This is a genomic window from Streptomyces sp. NPDC050433 (assembly GCF_044458565.1).
Classification (GTDB): domain Bacteria; phylum Actinomycetota; class Actinomycetes; order Streptomycetales; family Streptomycetaceae; genus Streptomyces.
The window spans coordinates 20,712-36,974 of record NZ_JBITIB010000005.1; the positions used below are offsets into that span (position 1 = coordinate 20,712).

Genomic DNA, 16,263 nt, shown 5'->3' on the forward strand with positions numbered 1-16,263 from the left:
CCGAACAATCACAAAAAAAGTCCGTGATATCAGCCAGATCGTGCGACACACCGGCTCAATTGGCGGATCCCCTCGCGCGAACACCTCTACGGTGTGAACCGTGAGCAGCAGCGGCCTCATCTACGCAGTCATCGTCGGGGCCTGGGCCGCCTACTTGGTACCGATGTGGCTCCGCAGACAGGACGAGCTCAACGAAGCCCGTCCGACTGAACGCTTCAGCACCGCCATCCGGCTGCTGTCCGGACGCGCGGCCATGGAGCGCCGGTACGCCAAGGAGTTGCAGGACCGCACGACCGAGGAGGCCGGGCCCGACGGTGAACCGGACGCCGCGGCGGAGCCGACAAGCTCCGTCGACGTCCGGTCCTTCTCCGCGCCCGCGGCCCGTACGGAAGCCCGCCTGGAGATCCCGGCACCGACACCAGCCCCGGCACCGTCGCCCGCGCCGGCCCGCCCGGCTCCCGAACGGCGCGCGCGCCCCTCCGGCGCCGCGGCCGAACGTGCCCGCCGCGCCCAGCGTTCGCAGGTCCTCGCACGCCGCCGGCGCACCACCGTCGTCCTCTTCCTCGCCTTCACGATCGGCGCGATCGTCGCCGGCGTCCAAGGGCTCGCCTTCCTGTGGGCGCCCGGCGTCCCCGCCGTACTCCTCAGCGTGTACATCGTGCATCTGCGCGCCCAGGAACGGCGCCGCTTCGTCTTCACCATGGACCGCCGCAGGGCCGAGATCGCCGCGCAGCGCCTGCGCGAGAACCGCCCCCGCCGCCATCAGAAGGCCTCGGCCCCGGCCGAGTCGGACGAGGAGCCCGAACCGCGCCCCGCCCCGGAACCGGCCCCGACGGTCTCCCCGCAGGAGGCCGGCCGCCGCGCCCTGGTCGAGCAGACGGACCACGCGGAGTGGGTCGACCAGCAACGCGAGCGCGGCCCGGCCCGCGGCGACAGCTGGGAGCCGGTCCCGGTTCCCCTCCCGACGTACGTGACGGCCCCGGTCGCCCCACGCGCCACGGGCGGCGTGAACGTCAGCGACCCGGAGACCTGGAGCGCGGCCCGCTCCTCCACGGCGGAACCGACCCCGACGGAACCGACGGCCCCCGAGCCCCGCGCCCAACGCCACACGCCACCGCCCCCACGCCGCTCGCGCGACCGCGGCCGGACCCCGCTCTTCGACCAGTTCGACGAGGACGACCGCCCCCGCGCCGCCAACGAGTGACCAGCGAGGAACGGATTTCCAAGCAGCCCGAAGGGGGTGCTAAAGTTTCATTCGTCGCAAGGGCCTGTGGCGCAGTCTGGTAGCGCACCTCGTTCGCATCGAGGGGGTCTGGGGTTCAAATCCCCACAGGTCCACCGCGCGGCCGTTCACGAGTCAGCTCGTAGGCGGTTCAGGAGTCCCGTCCGATCACTTTGATCGGGCGGGATTTCGTCGTTTCTGGGGCTCGTCGGGAGATCTGGCCGCATGGGTCGGGGTGGCTCGATGGGGGCCGTGCTGCCGATTGCGAGGGTGCGGGTATGGCTGCGCACGCCGTCCCGGAGAAGGAGCGGCGTGCCCTGCGGGCGGACGGCGCTACTTCGCGGACACGGCCTAGTGGAAGCGATCCGGGCGGCAACCTGACAGAGTCGGCTCAACGGTTCCGTCGACCAACTCCCGTGCGACCAGGCGGCCCACGGCCGCGGCGAGCGTGACCGCCGCGTGCATCACTGCCACGTAGAGGCCGGGGACCTCGGCGACCGGGCCGACGATCGGCTCACCGTCGACCGGCATTGGACGCACTCCGAGTCGGGTGCTGAGCAGCTCGACGCTCCCGGCGCCATGGAATGTGGACCGGACGGCGGCAAGGGTCCGTTCGGGCGAGTCCGCGGCGGCGATCAGCCGGTCCGCGGCGACCTGCCGAAGATCGAAGTCCTCGGTGTTGACCACGGTGCGGACCAGACCGGCCGGGGCGCTGAGCCGGAACAGCGGAGACGGCGACGGTTCGACCGGGACGCGCACACCGAGCGGCGCGCCCAGCGCGGCCGTGGCAACTCCGGCCGCCAGCACCACCGTCGCACCGGAGAGGGGTCCTGCTGCCGTCTCGACCCCGGCGATCCGGCCCGCTGTATCCCGGCGGACCGCGGTAACCGGCGTGTCCAGATGTACCCGGGCTCCATGGGTGCGAGCGCCCGCGACCAGCCGCTCGGTCACGCCCACCGAGTCAACAGCGCCGTCCCCCGGCGCCCAGACAGCCCACTCCGGAGGCTGCCGAAGGTTGGGTTCGAGCGTCGCCACGGTGGCCGCATCCACGATCGTCTGCCCGGGCCCGGCGTCCGGCGCACTGTCCTGCCTGTTCCAGCTCAGCGAGCCGGACCAGGTCACCGGGAGTCCCGGCAACTCGGCCCCGAGCCGGTGGTACTCCGCCGTTGCACTGGCCCGCAGCCCGGCGGCCGGAACTGTGAGCACGCCGGACGATCCGATCCAGGCGAATGAGTCCGCCGTCACACCGGCGCCTGGCCGCCCGGCGTCGACCAACGTCACGTTGGCGCCCGCCCGGGCGGCGTGATAGGCCACCGATGCGCCGACAATGCCTGCGCCGACGACGACCAAGTCCCTACTCACCGATGGTCTCAACATGTTCACGACCCTAGTGTCCGCCCGCGCGGACTGGTGGGCCTTTTTTCCTCCTGAACACCCCACCGCGCGGCTGTTCTTGAGTCAGCTCAGGGGTTTGAGGACGTCGTGCCGGTCCTGGCGAGAAGGGCATACTCCACGGCATGGCGACTTACGACAGCATCGGTGCGACCTACGCCTCCACCCGCCGCCCGGACCCACGAATCGCCGCCAGGATCCATCAAGCTCTCGACGGTGCTGCCACCGTGATCAACGTAGGAGCAGGCACCGGCTCCTACGAACCGTCGCAAACGGTGCTCGCCGTTGAACCCAGCTCAGTGATGATCGCCCAGCGCCCGGCCGGATCCGCACCGGCCCTGGAAGCATCCGCGGAGTCGATCCCCCTCGCTGACGACTCGGCCGATGCCGTGATCGCCCTCCTGACCGTGCACCACTGGAGCGACCTGGAAGCCGGCATCGGCGAACTCCTCCGCATCGCCCGGCAGCGGGTCGTCGTCCTCACCTTCGACCCCGACATCAACCACAGGTTCTGGCTGCTGGAGGAGTACCTGCCCGAAGCAGCCGCGTTCGACGAAACACGAGCCCTCGCGATCGACCGCCTGGCCACGCTGTTGGGAGGCGCCCGCGTCGAAGACGTCCCCGTCCCGCACGACTGCACCGACGGATTCCTGGCCGCCTTCTGGCGCCGACCCGCGGCATACCTCGACCCGGAGGTGCGGGCCGGTATCTCCCTGTTCGCCCAGACCAGCGACGAAGCCCTCCAGCCAGGCCTGGCCCGGCTCTCCGACGACCTGTCCTCCGGACGGTGGCACCAACACCATGCGGACCTGCTCGACCGCGAAACACTCGATGCCGGCTACCGCCTCCTCGTAGCCGACCTGTAGCCGGGAAACCAACTGTCAGGACTCCGCCGGCGCGGGGCCGCCGGGCCAGAGCCGGCAGGAGACGGCCACCACCAGTGGCCACACGGCCTGGACGAAGGTGACCACCCGCTCCGCGACCCCCGGCGCCTTCCCGTTCCGCAGCTCCAGCACGAACCACAACGCGCACCCGCACATCAGCGCGCTCGCGATGACCGCCACCTTGAACCGAAGCCCCCACGGCACAGCTCGCCTGCGCCTCGCGGCCAGAGCGGGCCACACCGCGAGCAGCACGAAGCCGACAGCCGCGACCACCCCGTGTGCCAGCGTCCCACCACTGGTGGGCGCGGGCACCAGCGTCAGCGTCATCGCGGCCACCCCGCCGCCGGCCAGGGCGAACCGCCCGGCCAACGCGGCCTCTCGCAGTCCGTGCGCCGTGGCGACGTAGCACGTCCCCAGCACGAGCATTATTCCCGTCATCAGCCAGTAGCCGCGGGCACCGTAGGACGCCAGCACGCTGATGGTGTCCACCGTGGGGTTGTAGCGCGGTCCTTGCAGCCGCTGCGCAATCAGCCAGGCACCGACCAGAAGTAGAGGGGCGCCCCCCGAAGAGAGCAGGACCCACCAGGGGGCACGTCGCATCAGACCACCGTAAACAGCGCCCGCCCGCTCTTGCCGGTGACACACACTCAGCGGACGGGCGCTTCCCCGTCCTGGCGGAAAGCTGAACCACTCCCTCCGCCGCTCCGTGCCCCCTGTACGAGATCCGCGGCTCAGGCCGCCATTCCCACAGGAGAGCTCCCATGGCCACGGCGTCCCCACAACAGCCTGAACCGCAGCCTGAACCGCAGACGGCGGCGAGCGGCGGACCCGCGGGCAAGGACAACTGGATCGCGCGCATGGCGCTGCGCTTCACCGCGTTCACCGAGAAGTGGCTGCCCGACGCCCTCGGCTTCGTCCTCGTCGGTACGTTCGCGGTCTTCGCGATCGGACTGGCCACCGGGGAGGGGCTGTACGGGCGTCCCGACGATCCCGCCGACACCACCGGGTTCGGGCTGGTGGACGCGTGGGGGCAGGGGTTCTGGTCGCTCATCACCTTCACGCTCCAGATGGCGATGATCATTATCGCCGGGTACGCGGTCGCGGTCTCCCCGCCGATGAGCCGGCTGATAGCCAGAATCGCGCGCGTGCCCCGTACCCCACGCGGCGCCATCGCGTTCACGGCCGCCGTCGCCATGGTGACCGCGTACCTCAACTGGGCGTTCAGCCTCATCTTCACGGCGATCCTCGCCAAGGAGATCGCCCGCCGGATCCAGGGCGTGGACTACCGGGCGCTCGGCGCGATGGCATTCCTCGGGCTCGGGACCGTCTGGGCGCAGGGGCTGTCCGGTTCCGCCGCGCTCCAGGTCGCCAGTGAGGCGTCGAGTCCGCCCGCGGTCCAGGAGGTCATCGCGGACGGGCGCGGCAGCGGGCTCATCCCGCTCACCGAGACCATCTTCCTGTGGCAGGGCATGGTCGCCACGGCGATCATCTTCGTGATCGCGGTCGTCATGGCCTGGTTCCTGGCTCCGTCCCCCGAGCGGGCGAAGACCGCGGAGCAGCTCGGCATCGAGCTGGGGCCGAGCGTCGCCGAGAAGCGGGAGCAGACCCGGCGCGGCCGGCCGGGGGAGTGGATCGAGTACAGCCCCGTCTTCGCGATCCTGCTGTTCGCGCTCGGCGTCTGGTATCTCGTACGGCACTTCGCCCTCGCCGAGGGCGACCCGCTCAACGCGCTCGACCTCAACACCGTCAACCTGATCCTGATCCTGCTGGCCCTCATCCTGCACTGGCGCCCCGTCCGTCTCGCCCAGGCGGTCAAGGAAGGCACCCCGGCCGCCTCCGGCGTGCTCCTCCAATTCCCCCTCTACGGCGGCATCTTCGGGATGATCGCCTTCACCGGGCTGAGCAAGACCATCGCCGGCTGGCTGGTCTCGGTGTCGAACGAGTTCTTCTATCCGGCCTTCATCGGGATCTACAGCATGGTGCTGGGCGTCTTCGTGCCCAGCGGCGGCAGCAAGTGGGTGATCGAGGCGCCGTACGTCCTGGAGGCGGCCAACCAGCTCCAGGTGAACCAGGGCTGGATGGTCGTCGTGTACGACCTCGGCGAGGCCAGCGCCAATCTGCTCCAGCCGTTCTGGATGCTGCCCACGCTGACGATCCTCGGCCTCAAGGCGCGCGACATCATGGGCTACACCTTCGCCATGTTCCTCGCCTGTTTCCCCGCGGTGCTGATCCTGGTGACCCTTTTCGCCCGTACGCTTCCCTTCCCGTAGGGAAGAAGGACGGACCATGGCGCGAAGGAGCGGCTGACGTGCGGCGTATCGACGTGGCGGAGCGACGGGCACGGCTGGGCGTACGGCATCGGCTGGCCGTGGCCGCCCGCGCGGACGGCCCCGTCGAGGTGGCACGCGCCCTCGTCGCGCTGCACAGCACCGACCCGTCCTCCGTGTACGTCGCCACATGGACGCGGACGAACGGCGGTTCGGTACGGGACGTGGAACGCGCCCTGTACGAGGACCGCACCCTCATCCGGCTCCTCGGTATGCGCCGTACCGTCTTCGTCACCTCCCTCGACGTGGCCCCGGTGATGCAGGCCGCCTGCTCGCACGCGGTGGCCGCGCGCGAACGCCGCAAGCTCCTCGGGTTCCTGGCGGCGTCGGGGGTCGCGGACGACGAGGCGGGCGTACGGGAGTGGCTGGCCGGGACGGAGGACGTCGCCGTGCGCGCGCTCGCCGCGCGCGGCGAGTCCACGGCAACCGAACTCGCGGGCGACGACGCCCGCCTCAGTACGGAGGTGGTGCTCTCGCCCGGCAAGCACTACGAGGGCACCCAGAAGGTCGCGAGCAGACTGCTGCTCCTGCTCGCCGCCGAGGGCCGGGTCGTACGCGGCCGGCCCCGCGGCTCATGGACCTCGCACCAGTACCGCTGGGCGCCGCTGACCGACTGGTTCCCCGGCGGCCTCGTGCACTGGGACACCCACCGCGCGGAGGAGGAGCTGGCCCGGCGCTGGCTGCGGGCGTTCGGACCGGCCACGGCGGACGATCTGCGCTGGTGGGCGGGGTGGACGAAGACGCAGGTGAAGCGGGTGCTGTCGGTACTGAAGCCGGTCGAGGCCGATCTCGGCGGCGCGACGGGTCTGCTCCTGCCCGACGACCTGGAGCCCACCGCGCCACCGGAGCCATGGGCCGCGCTGCTGCCGGCGCTCGACTCCACGCCGATGGGCTGGCACGAACGCGACTGGTTCCTCGGCGAACACGGCCCACGCCTCTTCGACAAGGCCGGGAACATCGGCCCCTCCCTGTGGTGGGACGGCCGCGTCGTCGGCGGCTGGGCGCAGGACAGGAGCGGCGAGATCGTGTGCCGCTTCCTGGAGGACGTCGGCGCGGACGCGGAGGCGGCGGTACGGCACGAGGCGGAGCGCCTCGCCGTCCCCCTGGGCGAGGTCAGGCTGAGCGCCCGCACACGGGGCCGCACCTGGCTGGAGGACGAACTGGCGGGCACCGCCGCGTAACGGCGTACGCCCGCCCGGTCCCTACCGGCCTCCCGCGAACGCGCACGGCATCGAACGGACCCGGTTGTCGAAGTTCGACGGCACCAGCACCGGCGCGCCCACCGCGCGCAGTTCGGGTGATCTGGTCAGCAACTCCCGGAAGAGCGCCTTCATTTCCCGCTTCGCCAGGAACGTGCCCAGGCAGTAGTGCGGCCCACCGCCCCCGTACCCCACATGCGGGTTGGGGTCGCGGGTGATGTCGAAGCGGTCGGGGTCGGTGAAGACCGACTCGTCGCGGTTGGCGGAGGCGTAGAACAGCACCACCCGCTGGCCCCGCCGGAAGTCATGACCGTTCATCCGGTGGTCCTGGGTGAGCCTGCGCCGGAACTGGATGATCGGCGTCGAGTGGCGCACGATCTCCTCGACGGCGCCGTCCGCGTACCGGTCGAAGTCATCGAGGAGCAGGGCCCGTTGGTCGGGATGGTCGGTCAGCAGGGACAGCCCGTGCGCGATCGCGTTACGTGTGGTCTCCACCCCGGCGACCATCAGCAGTGAGAAGAACGAACCGAGTTGGCGCCCGTTCAGCGACTGGCCGTCGATATCGGCGTTCACGAGCGCGGAGATGAGATCCCCGGTCGGATTCCTGCGCCGTTGCCGCCCGAGGTCCGCGACCATTCCCTGCATGGACGCCAGTGCGCGAAGTCCCTTTCCGGGGATCCGAATTCGCTGCCGTACCGTACGCGCGACGCCTGTTTCGACGGACGCCCGATTCACCTGCGCGAGGATCGACGGGCGCTCCTTCTCGGGGATTCCCATCAGATTGCAGATGACTTCGAACGGCATACGTGACGCGACCGTCGTGACGAAATCCGCCGGCCGCTCCCTGAGCATGTCATCCACAATGCGGGTCGCCACCGAGCGGACATCCTCCTCCGTCGCGGCCAGAATGCGGGGCGTGAAAGCACGGGAAACGATACGGCGCAGCTGCGTGTGCTGCGGCTCGTCGAGATTCACCAGGGACTCCCCGAACAGCGCCCGCACCCAGCGGGCCGGCTCAGGGGTCGTGACGCCGGGCGCGCTGCCGAACACCTGTGCGTTACGGCTGGCCTCCACCACGTCCGCGTGCCTGACCAGTGCGTAGAACCCGCGCTCCGGCCGCAGTCGGCCACCCGGCCGCTCCACGAAGTACCGCGGCGCCCCGGCGGCGCGGAGCCGGGCGAAACCCGCCAGCCTTTCGGAATGCGGCAGTTGCCAGAACGAGGGGTCGGCGAGATTCGGTGTCTGCGGCAGTGTCGGTGTCGGCGTCATTTTTCATTCCTTCCGTGGATTTTGAGCTTCCCACGGCCGACAAGGCATCAGCGTGCGCCGGACACACGGCAGATGGGGGTATCCATGAACCCCTGTCGCACGGGAAGACGAATACTCCGCCACTCGGGTGACGCGAACTCACCTACGGCCCCCACGGGCCGCTACTGTGCCGAAGCATGACCTCTACCAACACCGAGCAGGGAAGAACGCAATACGCCCCCCTGCTCGGCACCCTCACGGTAATTCCCTGGACCAGCGAGCCCTCCGACGGCGAGCGCAACCCGCCTTTCCTGCTGGCCTATTCACTGGGCGACGGCCGCGACGGCCCGGAGGCCGGGGGAGAGGCGATGCACGCCGTCATCAAGGAGGTCGGTCTCAGGACCGGCGCCGGTCTGATCGATGTGGGCCAGTCGCCGGGCGTCCCGATCACGCTGCTGGTGCAGGCCGGGCGGGCCGTACTGACCATGCCGTATCTCAAGGCCCAGTGCGCCGTTCCGCCGGAGTGGGAGGAGGACGCGCGCGAGACCGGCGCGGTGTACTTCATCATCGCCACCCAGCCGTGGCCCGAGGGCACGCCCGGCAAGCCGGTGAGCGAGGAGGCGCTGCGCGCCTTCGTCGGCGACGAGACCGTGCTGACCGGCGCCGCCCACTGCCTGGTGCCGGTGAGCAGCCTGCGCGGCTGAGCGCGGCGGCGGCGGTACAACGCCGGGGGCCGCCCTGGGCGCCCGCGTCACCGACCGCCGTGGCCGGGCCCGCCGTTCGCGGGGACCGTACGCCCCGCCGCGCCCCACTCCCGCACCAGAGCGCTGTAGATGGGAGTGGGGATCGGCGCGGCGGTGGGTGGAGGCGGGGTCGGCGGAGGGGGCGGGGGAACCGCTTCGGCACGGAGCTCGGACACCGCTGAGAGGCGCTGCCAACGGGGTGCACGGACGGAGTTCATGCTCTGGCAACGCCGCACTTGACTCCGGAGTCACTGTGCCCGGCGTGTCGAGGGGGACAGCTGAAACGCTACTTCGAATGCCTGACCGGACCGGTGGAGTGGACACCATGGCAACAGCATTGACCGACAACGCGTCGTCGTCCGACGCGGACAAGTACACGGACAACTACACGGACAGGTACGAGGACGAGCCCCGGCGGCACGGGCCGCGGCCCCTCGGGGCGGGGCGGGTGCTGGCGTGGCTGCTGGTGGTGACGGGTGCGGCGGGTGTGCTGGCGTCGTGGGTGATCACGATCGACAAGTTCAAGCTGCTGGAGGATCCGGGTTTCACGCCGGGATGCAGTCTGAACCCGGTGGTGTCCTGCGGGAACATCATGACCAGCGACCAGGCGTCGGCCTTCGGCTTCCCGAACCCGATGCTGGGTCTGGTGACGTACGCGGTCGTGATGTGCGTCGGCGCGGGGCTGCTCGCGGGGGCGCGGTACCGCCGGTGGTTCTGGCTGGGGCTCAACGCCGGAATGCTGTTCGGTGTCGGCTTCTGCACCTGGCTGCAGTACCAGTCGCTCTACAACATCAGCTCGCTCTGCCTCTGGTGCTCGCTCGCCTGGGTCGCCACGATCGTCATGTTCTGCTACGTCACCACGCACAACATCAAGCACCGCATCCTGCCCGCGCCCGCCGGCCTGCGCACCGTGCTGGGGGAGTTCCACTGGGTGGTGCCGGTGCTGTGGATCGGGACCATCGGGATGCTCATCCTCACCCGCTGGTGGGACTTCTGGACCAGCTGAGCCCACGTACGGCGAAGCGGCACGGAAGCCGAAGCGGCCACACGGAGCCCGCACCCGCGTGCGATGACTCCGTGCGGCCGCCGGTAGTTACGGGAGTGGTGGCCGTCTTTTTAGGGGGCTACTTGCCGAGCGGGAGCCCGCCGAGCATCGCGCTGCCCTTGGCGGTCTTGCCCTTTCCGCCCTTGCCACCCTTTCCGTCCTTGCCGCCGCCGGTCAGGCCCTTCGCCACGTCGCCCACGCTCTTGACGAGCGAGCCGTCGTTCGTGGGGTCCAGCGCGTTCGTCTTCACCACCCGGGCGTCGAGCGACTCCTGGTTGGTCACCGTCTGAGCAGTGTCGCCCAGTCCGCCGTTCAGGCTCATCGGGAGATTGTCGGCGGCGAACGCGGGAGCGGCGGCACCCAGCGCCATCACGGAACCGGCGACGACCGCGGCGACCTTCAGGGGCTTCAACGGCTTCATGGTGAATCCTTCTTTCAACGGTGGTTCTCGCTTGCCTGGCCTCGTCCTCAGTAACGATCTCCAGCCGCGCCGGACACGACGAACGGCCGTACAGGCCCCGTGTTGACGGGACCGGTACGGCCGCTGCGACGTACGCGGTGCTACGGGAGCTTCGGCGTCGACGGCACGCCCGGAAGCTCCGGAGCCGGCGCGGGAGCCTCGGCGCCCGGCTGCTTCGGCAGCTCGGGCATACCCGGCAGGTTCGGAGCCGGCAGGCTGCCGTTCATGACGAGTGCCGCGGCGAGGTTGACCAGCGAGGTCACGACGGCCTTCGACTGAGTGGCGACGGCGTTCGTGTCCTTGGTGCCCGTCGCCTTGAGCAGCGCGTTCGTCGCCTTCCGTACGGAGACGACAGCCTCGGCCGTCATGTCGGCCGCGGCCTGGGTCTGGGCCTGGGCCTGGTTGTCGGCGCCCACGGCGTTGACGGGGTTGGCGTTGCCCGCGGTGCCCTCGGGCTTGGCGGGGTTGGCCGGGTTGGCGGGCTTGGCCGGGTTGGCCGGGTTGGCGGGCTTCGCCTGGATGGTCTTCTGCACGGCGTCCAGCGCCTTGTTGATGGCCGCCCGGTGCTTCTGGGCGTCCGCGGCGGAGATCTGACCGTTGTCGGCCGCCTGGACCGCCGTGAGCAGCTCGGTGACCGGAGCGAGGGCGTCGGAGAGGGAAGTCAGCGTCCGGATCTGCTGCTTGAGGGTCTCGTCGGCGATCGGGGCACGGGCCGCGTCGGCGCCGATACCGGCCGGAGTCTCGTGGACGGTGGTGGCGACGGCGGTGCCGCCGGTGCCGAGGACGAGTGCGGCGCAGACGACGGCGGCTGCGGCGCGGGATGAGACATGGGAACGCATGAAAGGTCCTTTCAGGACACGTAGGGAGGTTTCGTCTTCACCGTGAGTCGCGGGGCCGCCTCCCGCAACTGATCCACAACGCCGCCCGGTGTCCGCCAATCGGCCGCCTCGACCCCGCTGACCTGGACCGGGCCGCCGGAGATTCTCACCCGTCCGGGACGCGTGTCGCCGCCGAAAGGGTGGCCGGGGCCACCCCCGTACAGCGGAAGAGCCGCCCACCCCTGGACGGGGAGAGCGGCTCTTGCCGTGGTGACGGCAGATGTCCGGCTGCGGTCAGATTCAGGCGTTGACGCAGGTGTTGCCGAAGGCCGGGTTGAGCAGGCCGATGATGTCGATGGTGTTGCCGCAGACGTTCACGGGCACGTGCACGGGGATCTGGACGGCGTTGCCGGAGATGACACCCGGAGAACCGACAGCCGCGCCCTGGGCGCCGCTGTCGGCGATGGCGGCACCGGAGGCGCCGACGACGGCGGCGGCAGCCGCGGAGGACAGAACAACAGCCTTGGCGATACGCGACATGGGGATGAGCTCCTCGGTCTTAAGGGAATGGCGTTACGGGCGCAGTTGCCCGACTTACCGATCAACGCGGGGCGTGCTGATCGGTTGCGGTCCGAATGAGTGAAGAAACGGTTCCGGGCCCGGCGGCGGCGCTGCCGGACCCGGCGGGCCGACCGGTGTGCCGACTGGCGTCCCGGCCGGCCTCGGCCGGGACCGAGGGAGCGCTCGGGTGAGCTCCGTCGGAGGTCAGGCGTTGACGCAGGTGTTGCCGAAGGTCGGGTTGAGCAGGCCGATGACGTTCACCGAGTTGCCACAGACGTTCACCGGGACGTGGACCGGGATCTGGAGCAGGTTGCCGGAGAGAACACCCGGAGAATTGGCCGCGACTCCCTCGGCGGAGGCGCCGCTGGCGGAAGCCATACCGGCACCGGCGAGGAGAAGGGCGGCGCTCGACGTTGCCAGAACGACGGTCTTGGCGACTCGCTTCATCACCATATCCTTTCGATTTACCAATGGTGCGACAGGCTCAACGACCGGCGGCCGTTCGGGAAACGCGGGATCGGCCAATGAGTGCGAAAGGCCGGGCGGCCCCGGTGTGAGAACGGCCAGATTCCGGGAAAGCGACTGTGCTTTGGTACGGTCCGCGCGTCTCACGTGATTTTCAGTCCGCACTCTGTAAGGGTGCACTGGCGATTCATTCTTCGGGTCGGAGAGTCTCTATGCGAGAGAGTGCGGTTCATGCGGTAAGGCGCAGTCTGCTGTTTGCCGTAATGGCGTCTGCGTCTGCGTCCGCGTCGGTGACAGCGGTGGCAGTGCCTTCGACCTCGGCTTCGACAGCCCCGTCGGCCTCCTCCGCGAAAGAGGCGACCCGAATTCCGATCCGCGAGCGTTATCACGCGGTCCAGCACGGCGGGATCGTCCGGGCGGCCAACTCGGCCGTCACCTGCCGGACCACGGGTCGGAACCTCCGCGTCGGTGAGCAGAAGCCGCCGAAGGGCAACGGCCGCGTACTGATCGCCGAGCCCGGCGGTGCCTACAAGGAAGTCCTCTCCGAACGGCGGCGGGTGCCTGGGGCGGCTGGACGACGGTCGTCGCGTACGAGCGGCCCGGGGACCCGCTGCGCCATCTGGCCGTCCGGCGGCGCGGGTGCCATAGGGGTCGTCTCCTACGACGGGGATCCGGGGACGGGCGGTGATTCGGTGACCGTCCGGACGGGGCGCGGGATTGCGAGTTCGGTCAGCGACAGCGCCAACCCGACCCACGATGTGATGAATTCCAGCATCGCCGATGACGGATCCAATCACATTAAACGACAACCCGCTTACAAGAACACTCTTGGATATGACTCCGATGTCTACGACTTGCGTGAAGCACTCGTCTCGGGAGGCGACACTATGAACGTAAGTTTCCGGGTCGGGCGCGACTCGGTCTGGCTCGGCGCGTTCTTCGTAGCAGTGGACGCGCGGCGCTGAGCCGGCTCGTTCGTCGGCGCATCAGCAGCGCCTTGGGGTTTACCCGATTGTCCGATTCTCAACATCCTCGACATCAAAGACAAACACGAGTGGAGATGAGTTGCGCGTGCGGTCACCAAGGCCCAGTCCCGGTCCCGGTTTCACCGTGCTCCATCTTGTCCAGCCGGTCGACGGCGGAGTGGCCCGCGTCGTCGCCGATCTCGTTCGCGCGCAGATCGGCGTCGGAATGCGGGTCGTCGTCGCGTGCCCCGGCGGCGGGCAACTCGCCGCGGACGCCGCCGCGCTGGGCGCCGAGACCGAGATCTGGCACGCGACCCGCGACCCCGGAGTCGGACTGCCCGCCGAGATCCGGCGGGTCGCCGAACTCGTCGGGCGGATCCGCCCCGACGTGGTGCACGCGCACAGCGCGAAGGCCGGTTTCGCCGGACGCCTGGCCGTACGGGGGCGGATCCCGACCGTGTTCCAGCCGCACGCCTGGTCGTTCGAGGCGGTCAGCGGTACGACGGCGGCACTCGCCCGCGGCTGGGAGCGGCTGGCCGCCCGCTGGACCGCGCGTGTCGTCTGCGTCAGCGAGGCCGAGCGGGACCGGGGCGAGCGCGCCGGGGTACGGGCGCCCTGGTCCGTCGTCCACAACGGTGTCGACGCCGACCGCTTCCGCCCGGCGGACACAGCCGACGGGCTCGCCGCGACCGCCGCCGCCCGCGCGGCGCTTCCCCAGCTCGCCCAACTCCCCCCGGACACACCCCTGGTGACGTGCGTGGGCCGGCTCTGTCGGCAGAAGGGTCAGGACATCCTGCTGCGGGCCTGGCCACTGGTCCTGAAGGACGTGCCGCAGGCCCGTCTCGTCCTCGTCGGCGACGGTCCCGACGCGCGTTCGCTGCGCGAGAGCGCCCCGCCGTCGGTGCTCTTCGCCGGGGCCGCACGGGACACCGCGCCCTGGTACCGGGCCGCCGACCTCGTCGTCCTGCCGTCCCGCTGGGAGGGCATGGCCGTCGCACCGCTCGAAGCCATGGCCAGCGGGCGGACCGTACTGCTCAGCGACGTGGACGGGGCGCGCGAGAGCCTGCCGCCCGGCCAGTGGGCGCACTGTCTGGCCGCGCCCGACGACCACGCCGCGACGGCGACCGCGATCACCGCGCTGCTGCGCGACCGGCCGCTGCGCGAGGAGTTCGGCCGCCAGGGCCACGAACACGTACTCAGCACCTATGACGTGCGGCGGACCGCGAGCGCCATCGCGGACGTGTACAGCGACGTGGCCGCCGGGCCGCGCTTGGAGCACAGAGAGCCGATCGCCCAGTGACCACGGAAAGCACCAGCGTCCCCGCCCCGTCCGGGCGCGGACCGACAGGGCACCCGGCGACGGGTGCCGCGCCACGCGGCCGAAGGCCGAGAAGCCGGCGCCACGACGCGCTCGGCGGCCCCGGTGGGCTCGGCAGTTCAGGCGGGCACGGGCCGGCGACGGTCACGGCCACCGGACAGCCGCCGCACGGGTACGTCCCGATCGCGCCGCAGCGCGACGCGACCGACCGCCTCGCGCTGCCATCCCGCCGCCGTACGGCCGAGCCCCTGCGCTTCGCCCTGCCGCTCCTCGCAGCCGACGGGGCCGCCGCCCTGCTGAGCACCGTCGTGCTCGACTCGGCCCAGCGCCACCCGGCGCTGATCGCGGAGCTGGTGGTGAGCGTGACCGTCCTCAACGCGTACGCCGGTCTCTACCGACGGTCGGGACCGCGGACCGCCCTCGACGAACTCCCCGCGCTCGCCGCGCGGATCCTCGTCGCGTGGTGCGCCGCCGCCGCGCTGCTCGCCGCGCTCCTTCCCGCGTACTCACTGAGCCTCACCGCCCTGCTCGCCGGCAGCGGCACCCAGTTACTCGTGGCCTGCTGCTGCCGGGCCGTCGTCCACGGACACCGGCGGCATACGGCACCCAGGCGGCTGAGTTCCGCGCTGGTCGTGGGCACGGGGCCGGCGGGCCGGAGGCTCGCCGCGCTGCTCGTCCGGCACCCCGAGTACGGCCTGCGGCCCGTCGGCATCGTCGCCCCCGTACGTGGCGACGGACATCCGTCCGACGAGGACGCCGACGCCGACCGCGACACCCTCGTTCCCCCGCTCCCGGTGGTGACCACCATCGAGGAGATCCACCGCGCCGTGATCCAGAACGGCGTCCAGCAGGCGGTGTTCGTCGACGGCGCGAGCGGCACCGGCTGGGCCGACGCCGAAAGGGCCGGACTGGTCGCGCTCTTCCACGAATACGGCTGCGCCACCTGGTTCGTCGGCGGTGCCAGAGGTGCGGGCGGAATGTCCCAGCACGTCTGGGGCTTCACCTGGCGCCGGGTCGACCCACCCACCGCGGGCCGCCGCCGTGTCCTTGCCAAGCGCCTGCTCGACGTGGCCGTCGCGGCCCCGATCCTGCTGGCGATCTCGCCGGTGCTGCTGGTCTGCGCGCTCGCCGTACGATTCCTCGACGGCCCCGGTGTGCTGTTCCGTCAGGAACGCGTCGGGCAGCACGGCCGCCCCTTCACCGTGCTGAAGTTCCGCACCCTGCGCCCGGCCGACGACAACGAGGCGGCCACCCGCTGGAACGTTGCCAACGACCGGCGGATGAGCCTGGTGGGCCACGTCCTGCGCCGTACGTCGATGGACGAACTGCCGCAGATCTGGAACGTCCTGCGCGGCGACATGAGCCTCGTCGGACCCCGCCCCGAACGCCCCTTCTTCGTCGCCAACTTCAGCAAGACGCACCCCGGTTACGCGGCACGCCACCGGATGCCCGTCGGTATCACCGGCCTCGCGCAGGTCCACGGACTGCGCGGGGACACCTCCATCGAGGACCGCTCCCGATTCGACAACCACTACATCGACCACTGGTCGTTGTGGCAGGACGTGTGCATCATCATCCGAACCGCCCTCTCGCTCGTCCGCCCGGCGGGGAGCTGA

The 16,263-nt window shown here is 70.6% G+C and carries 16 protein-coding genes and 1 tRNA gene; 10 read left to right on the top strand and 7 right to left on the bottom strand.

Annotated elements, in window-relative coordinates; genetic code table 11:
- The first annotated feature begins 100 nt into the window (after positions 1–100).
- Entirely contained in the window at positions 101–1,204 is a 1,104-nt protein-coding gene (glpR, locus tag ACIBLA_RS08045) for a gephyrin-like molybdotransferase receptor GlpR (protein WP_399198095.1), read from the top strand.
- 60 nt (positions 1,205–1,264) lie between these two features.
- Positions 1,265–1,338 (top strand) — tRNA-Ala (locus ACIBLA_RS08050).
- A gap of 235 nt (positions 1,339–1,573) precedes the next feature.
- Here the strand turns inward: ACIBLA_RS08050 and ACIBLA_RS08055 are convergent.
- Positions 1,574–2,584, bottom strand: a complete 1,011-nt coding sequence (locus ACIBLA_RS08055) for an NAD(P)/FAD-dependent oxidoreductase (RefSeq protein ID WP_399198096.1) — start codon at positions 2,582–2,584, stop codon at positions 1,574–1,576.
- Between the two features lie 155 nt (positions 2,585–2,739).
- On the opposite strand from ACIBLA_RS08055, the gene ACIBLA_RS08060 reads away from it, so the two are divergent.
- Positions 2,740–3,480, top strand: a complete 741-nt coding sequence (locus ACIBLA_RS08060) for a class I SAM-dependent methyltransferase (protein ID WP_399198097.1) — start codon at positions 2,740–2,742, stop codon at positions 3,478–3,480.
- 15 nt (positions 3,481–3,495) lie between these two features.
- Here the strand turns inward: ACIBLA_RS08060 and ACIBLA_RS08065 are convergent, their stop codons facing one another.
- Positions 3,496–4,098, bottom strand: a complete 603-nt coding sequence (locus tag ACIBLA_RS08065; protein ID WP_363242157.1) for a DUF998 domain-containing protein — start codon at positions 4,096–4,098, stop codon at positions 3,496–3,498.
- A 161-nt stretch (positions 4,099–4,259) separates the two neighbouring features.
- Here ACIBLA_RS08065 and ACIBLA_RS08070 point away from each other — a divergent pair, with 161 nt between their 5' ends.
- Together ACIBLA_RS08070 and ACIBLA_RS08075 are read left to right on the top strand one after the other, a co-directional pair.
- Positions 4,260–5,768, top strand: coding sequence for a TIGR00366 family protein (locus tag ACIBLA_RS08070; RefSeq protein ID WP_363242156.1), 1,509 nt, complete (start codon positions 4,260–4,262; stop codon positions 5,766–5,768).
- A gap of 38 nt (positions 5,769–5,806) precedes the next feature.
- A complete protein-coding gene (locus ACIBLA_RS08075; protein WP_399198098.1) occupies positions 5,807–7,006 on the top strand; it encodes a winged helix DNA-binding domain-containing protein in 1,200 nt (399 codons plus the stop codon).
- 21 nt (positions 7,007–7,027) lie between these two features.
- Here ACIBLA_RS08075 and ACIBLA_RS08080 read toward each other — a convergent pair whose 3' ends face one another.
- Positions 7,028–8,293 (bottom strand): cytochrome P450, encoded by a 1,266-nt coding sequence (locus ACIBLA_RS08080; RefSeq protein WP_399198099.1) that lies wholly within the window; start codon positions 8,291–8,293, stop codon positions 7,028–7,030.
- 176 nt (positions 8,294–8,469) lie between these two features.
- On the opposite strand from ACIBLA_RS08080, the gene ACIBLA_RS08085 reads away from it, so the two are divergent.
- The gene (locus ACIBLA_RS08085) at positions 8,470–8,976 is read left to right on the top strand and encodes a DUF5949 family protein (RefSeq protein WP_363242154.1); all 507 of its coding nucleotides are present in this window, start codon (positions 8,470–8,472) and stop codon (positions 8,974–8,976) included.
- A 364-nt stretch (positions 8,977–9,340) separates the two neighbouring features.
- The gene (locus ACIBLA_RS08090; protein WP_399198100.1) at positions 9,341–10,021 is read left to right on the top strand and encodes a vitamin K epoxide reductase family protein; all 681 of its coding nucleotides are present in this window, start codon (positions 9,341–9,343) and stop codon (positions 10,019–10,021) included.
- Positions 10,022–10,139: 118 nt separating this feature from the next.
- On the opposite strand, the gene ACIBLA_RS08095 is transcribed toward ACIBLA_RS08090, so the two are convergent.
- The 4 genes from ACIBLA_RS08095 to ACIBLA_RS08110 form a co-directional block, all read right to left on the bottom strand.
- Positions 10,140–10,481, bottom strand: a complete 342-nt coding sequence (locus ACIBLA_RS08095; RefSeq protein ID WP_399198102.1) for a hypothetical protein — start codon at positions 10,479–10,481, stop codon at positions 10,140–10,142.
- Between the two features lie 140 nt (positions 10,482–10,621).
- A complete protein-coding gene (locus tag ACIBLA_RS08100; RefSeq protein ID WP_399198103.1) occupies positions 10,622–11,359 on the bottom strand; it encodes a hypothetical protein in 738 nt (245 codons plus the stop codon).
- Between the two features lie 279 nt (positions 11,360–11,638).
- Positions 11,639–11,878 (bottom strand): chaplin, encoded by a 240-nt coding sequence (locus tag ACIBLA_RS08105; protein ID WP_363242150.1) that lies wholly within the window; start codon positions 11,876–11,878, stop codon positions 11,639–11,641.
- A 225-nt stretch (positions 11,879–12,103) separates the two neighbouring features.
- A complete protein-coding gene (locus ACIBLA_RS08110) occupies positions 12,104–12,346 on the bottom strand; it encodes a chaplin (RefSeq protein ID WP_363242149.1) in 243 nt (80 codons plus the stop codon).
- Positions 12,347–12,576: 230 nt separating this feature from the next.
- Between ACIBLA_RS08110 and ACIBLA_RS08115 the strand changes: the two genes are divergently transcribed.
- The 3 genes from ACIBLA_RS08115 to ACIBLA_RS08125 all read left to right on the top strand — a co-directional run bounded on the left by ACIBLA_RS08115 (position 12,577) and on the right by ACIBLA_RS08125 (position 16,263).
- Entirely contained in the window at positions 12,577–13,329 is a 753-nt protein-coding gene (locus ACIBLA_RS08115; RefSeq protein ID WP_399198104.1) for a hypothetical protein, read from the top strand.
- Positions 13,330–13,435: 106 nt separating this feature from the next.
- Positions 13,436–14,629, top strand: coding sequence for a glycosyltransferase family 4 protein (locus tag ACIBLA_RS08120; protein ID WP_399198105.1), 1,194 nt, complete (start codon positions 13,436–13,438; stop codon positions 14,627–14,629).
- Positions 14,626–16,263, top strand: a complete 1,638-nt coding sequence (locus tag ACIBLA_RS08125; protein WP_399198107.1) for a sugar transferase — start codon at positions 14,626–14,628, stop codon at positions 16,261–16,263. Before ACIBLA_RS08120 ends, ACIBLA_RS08125 begins: the two co-directional genes overlap by 4 nt.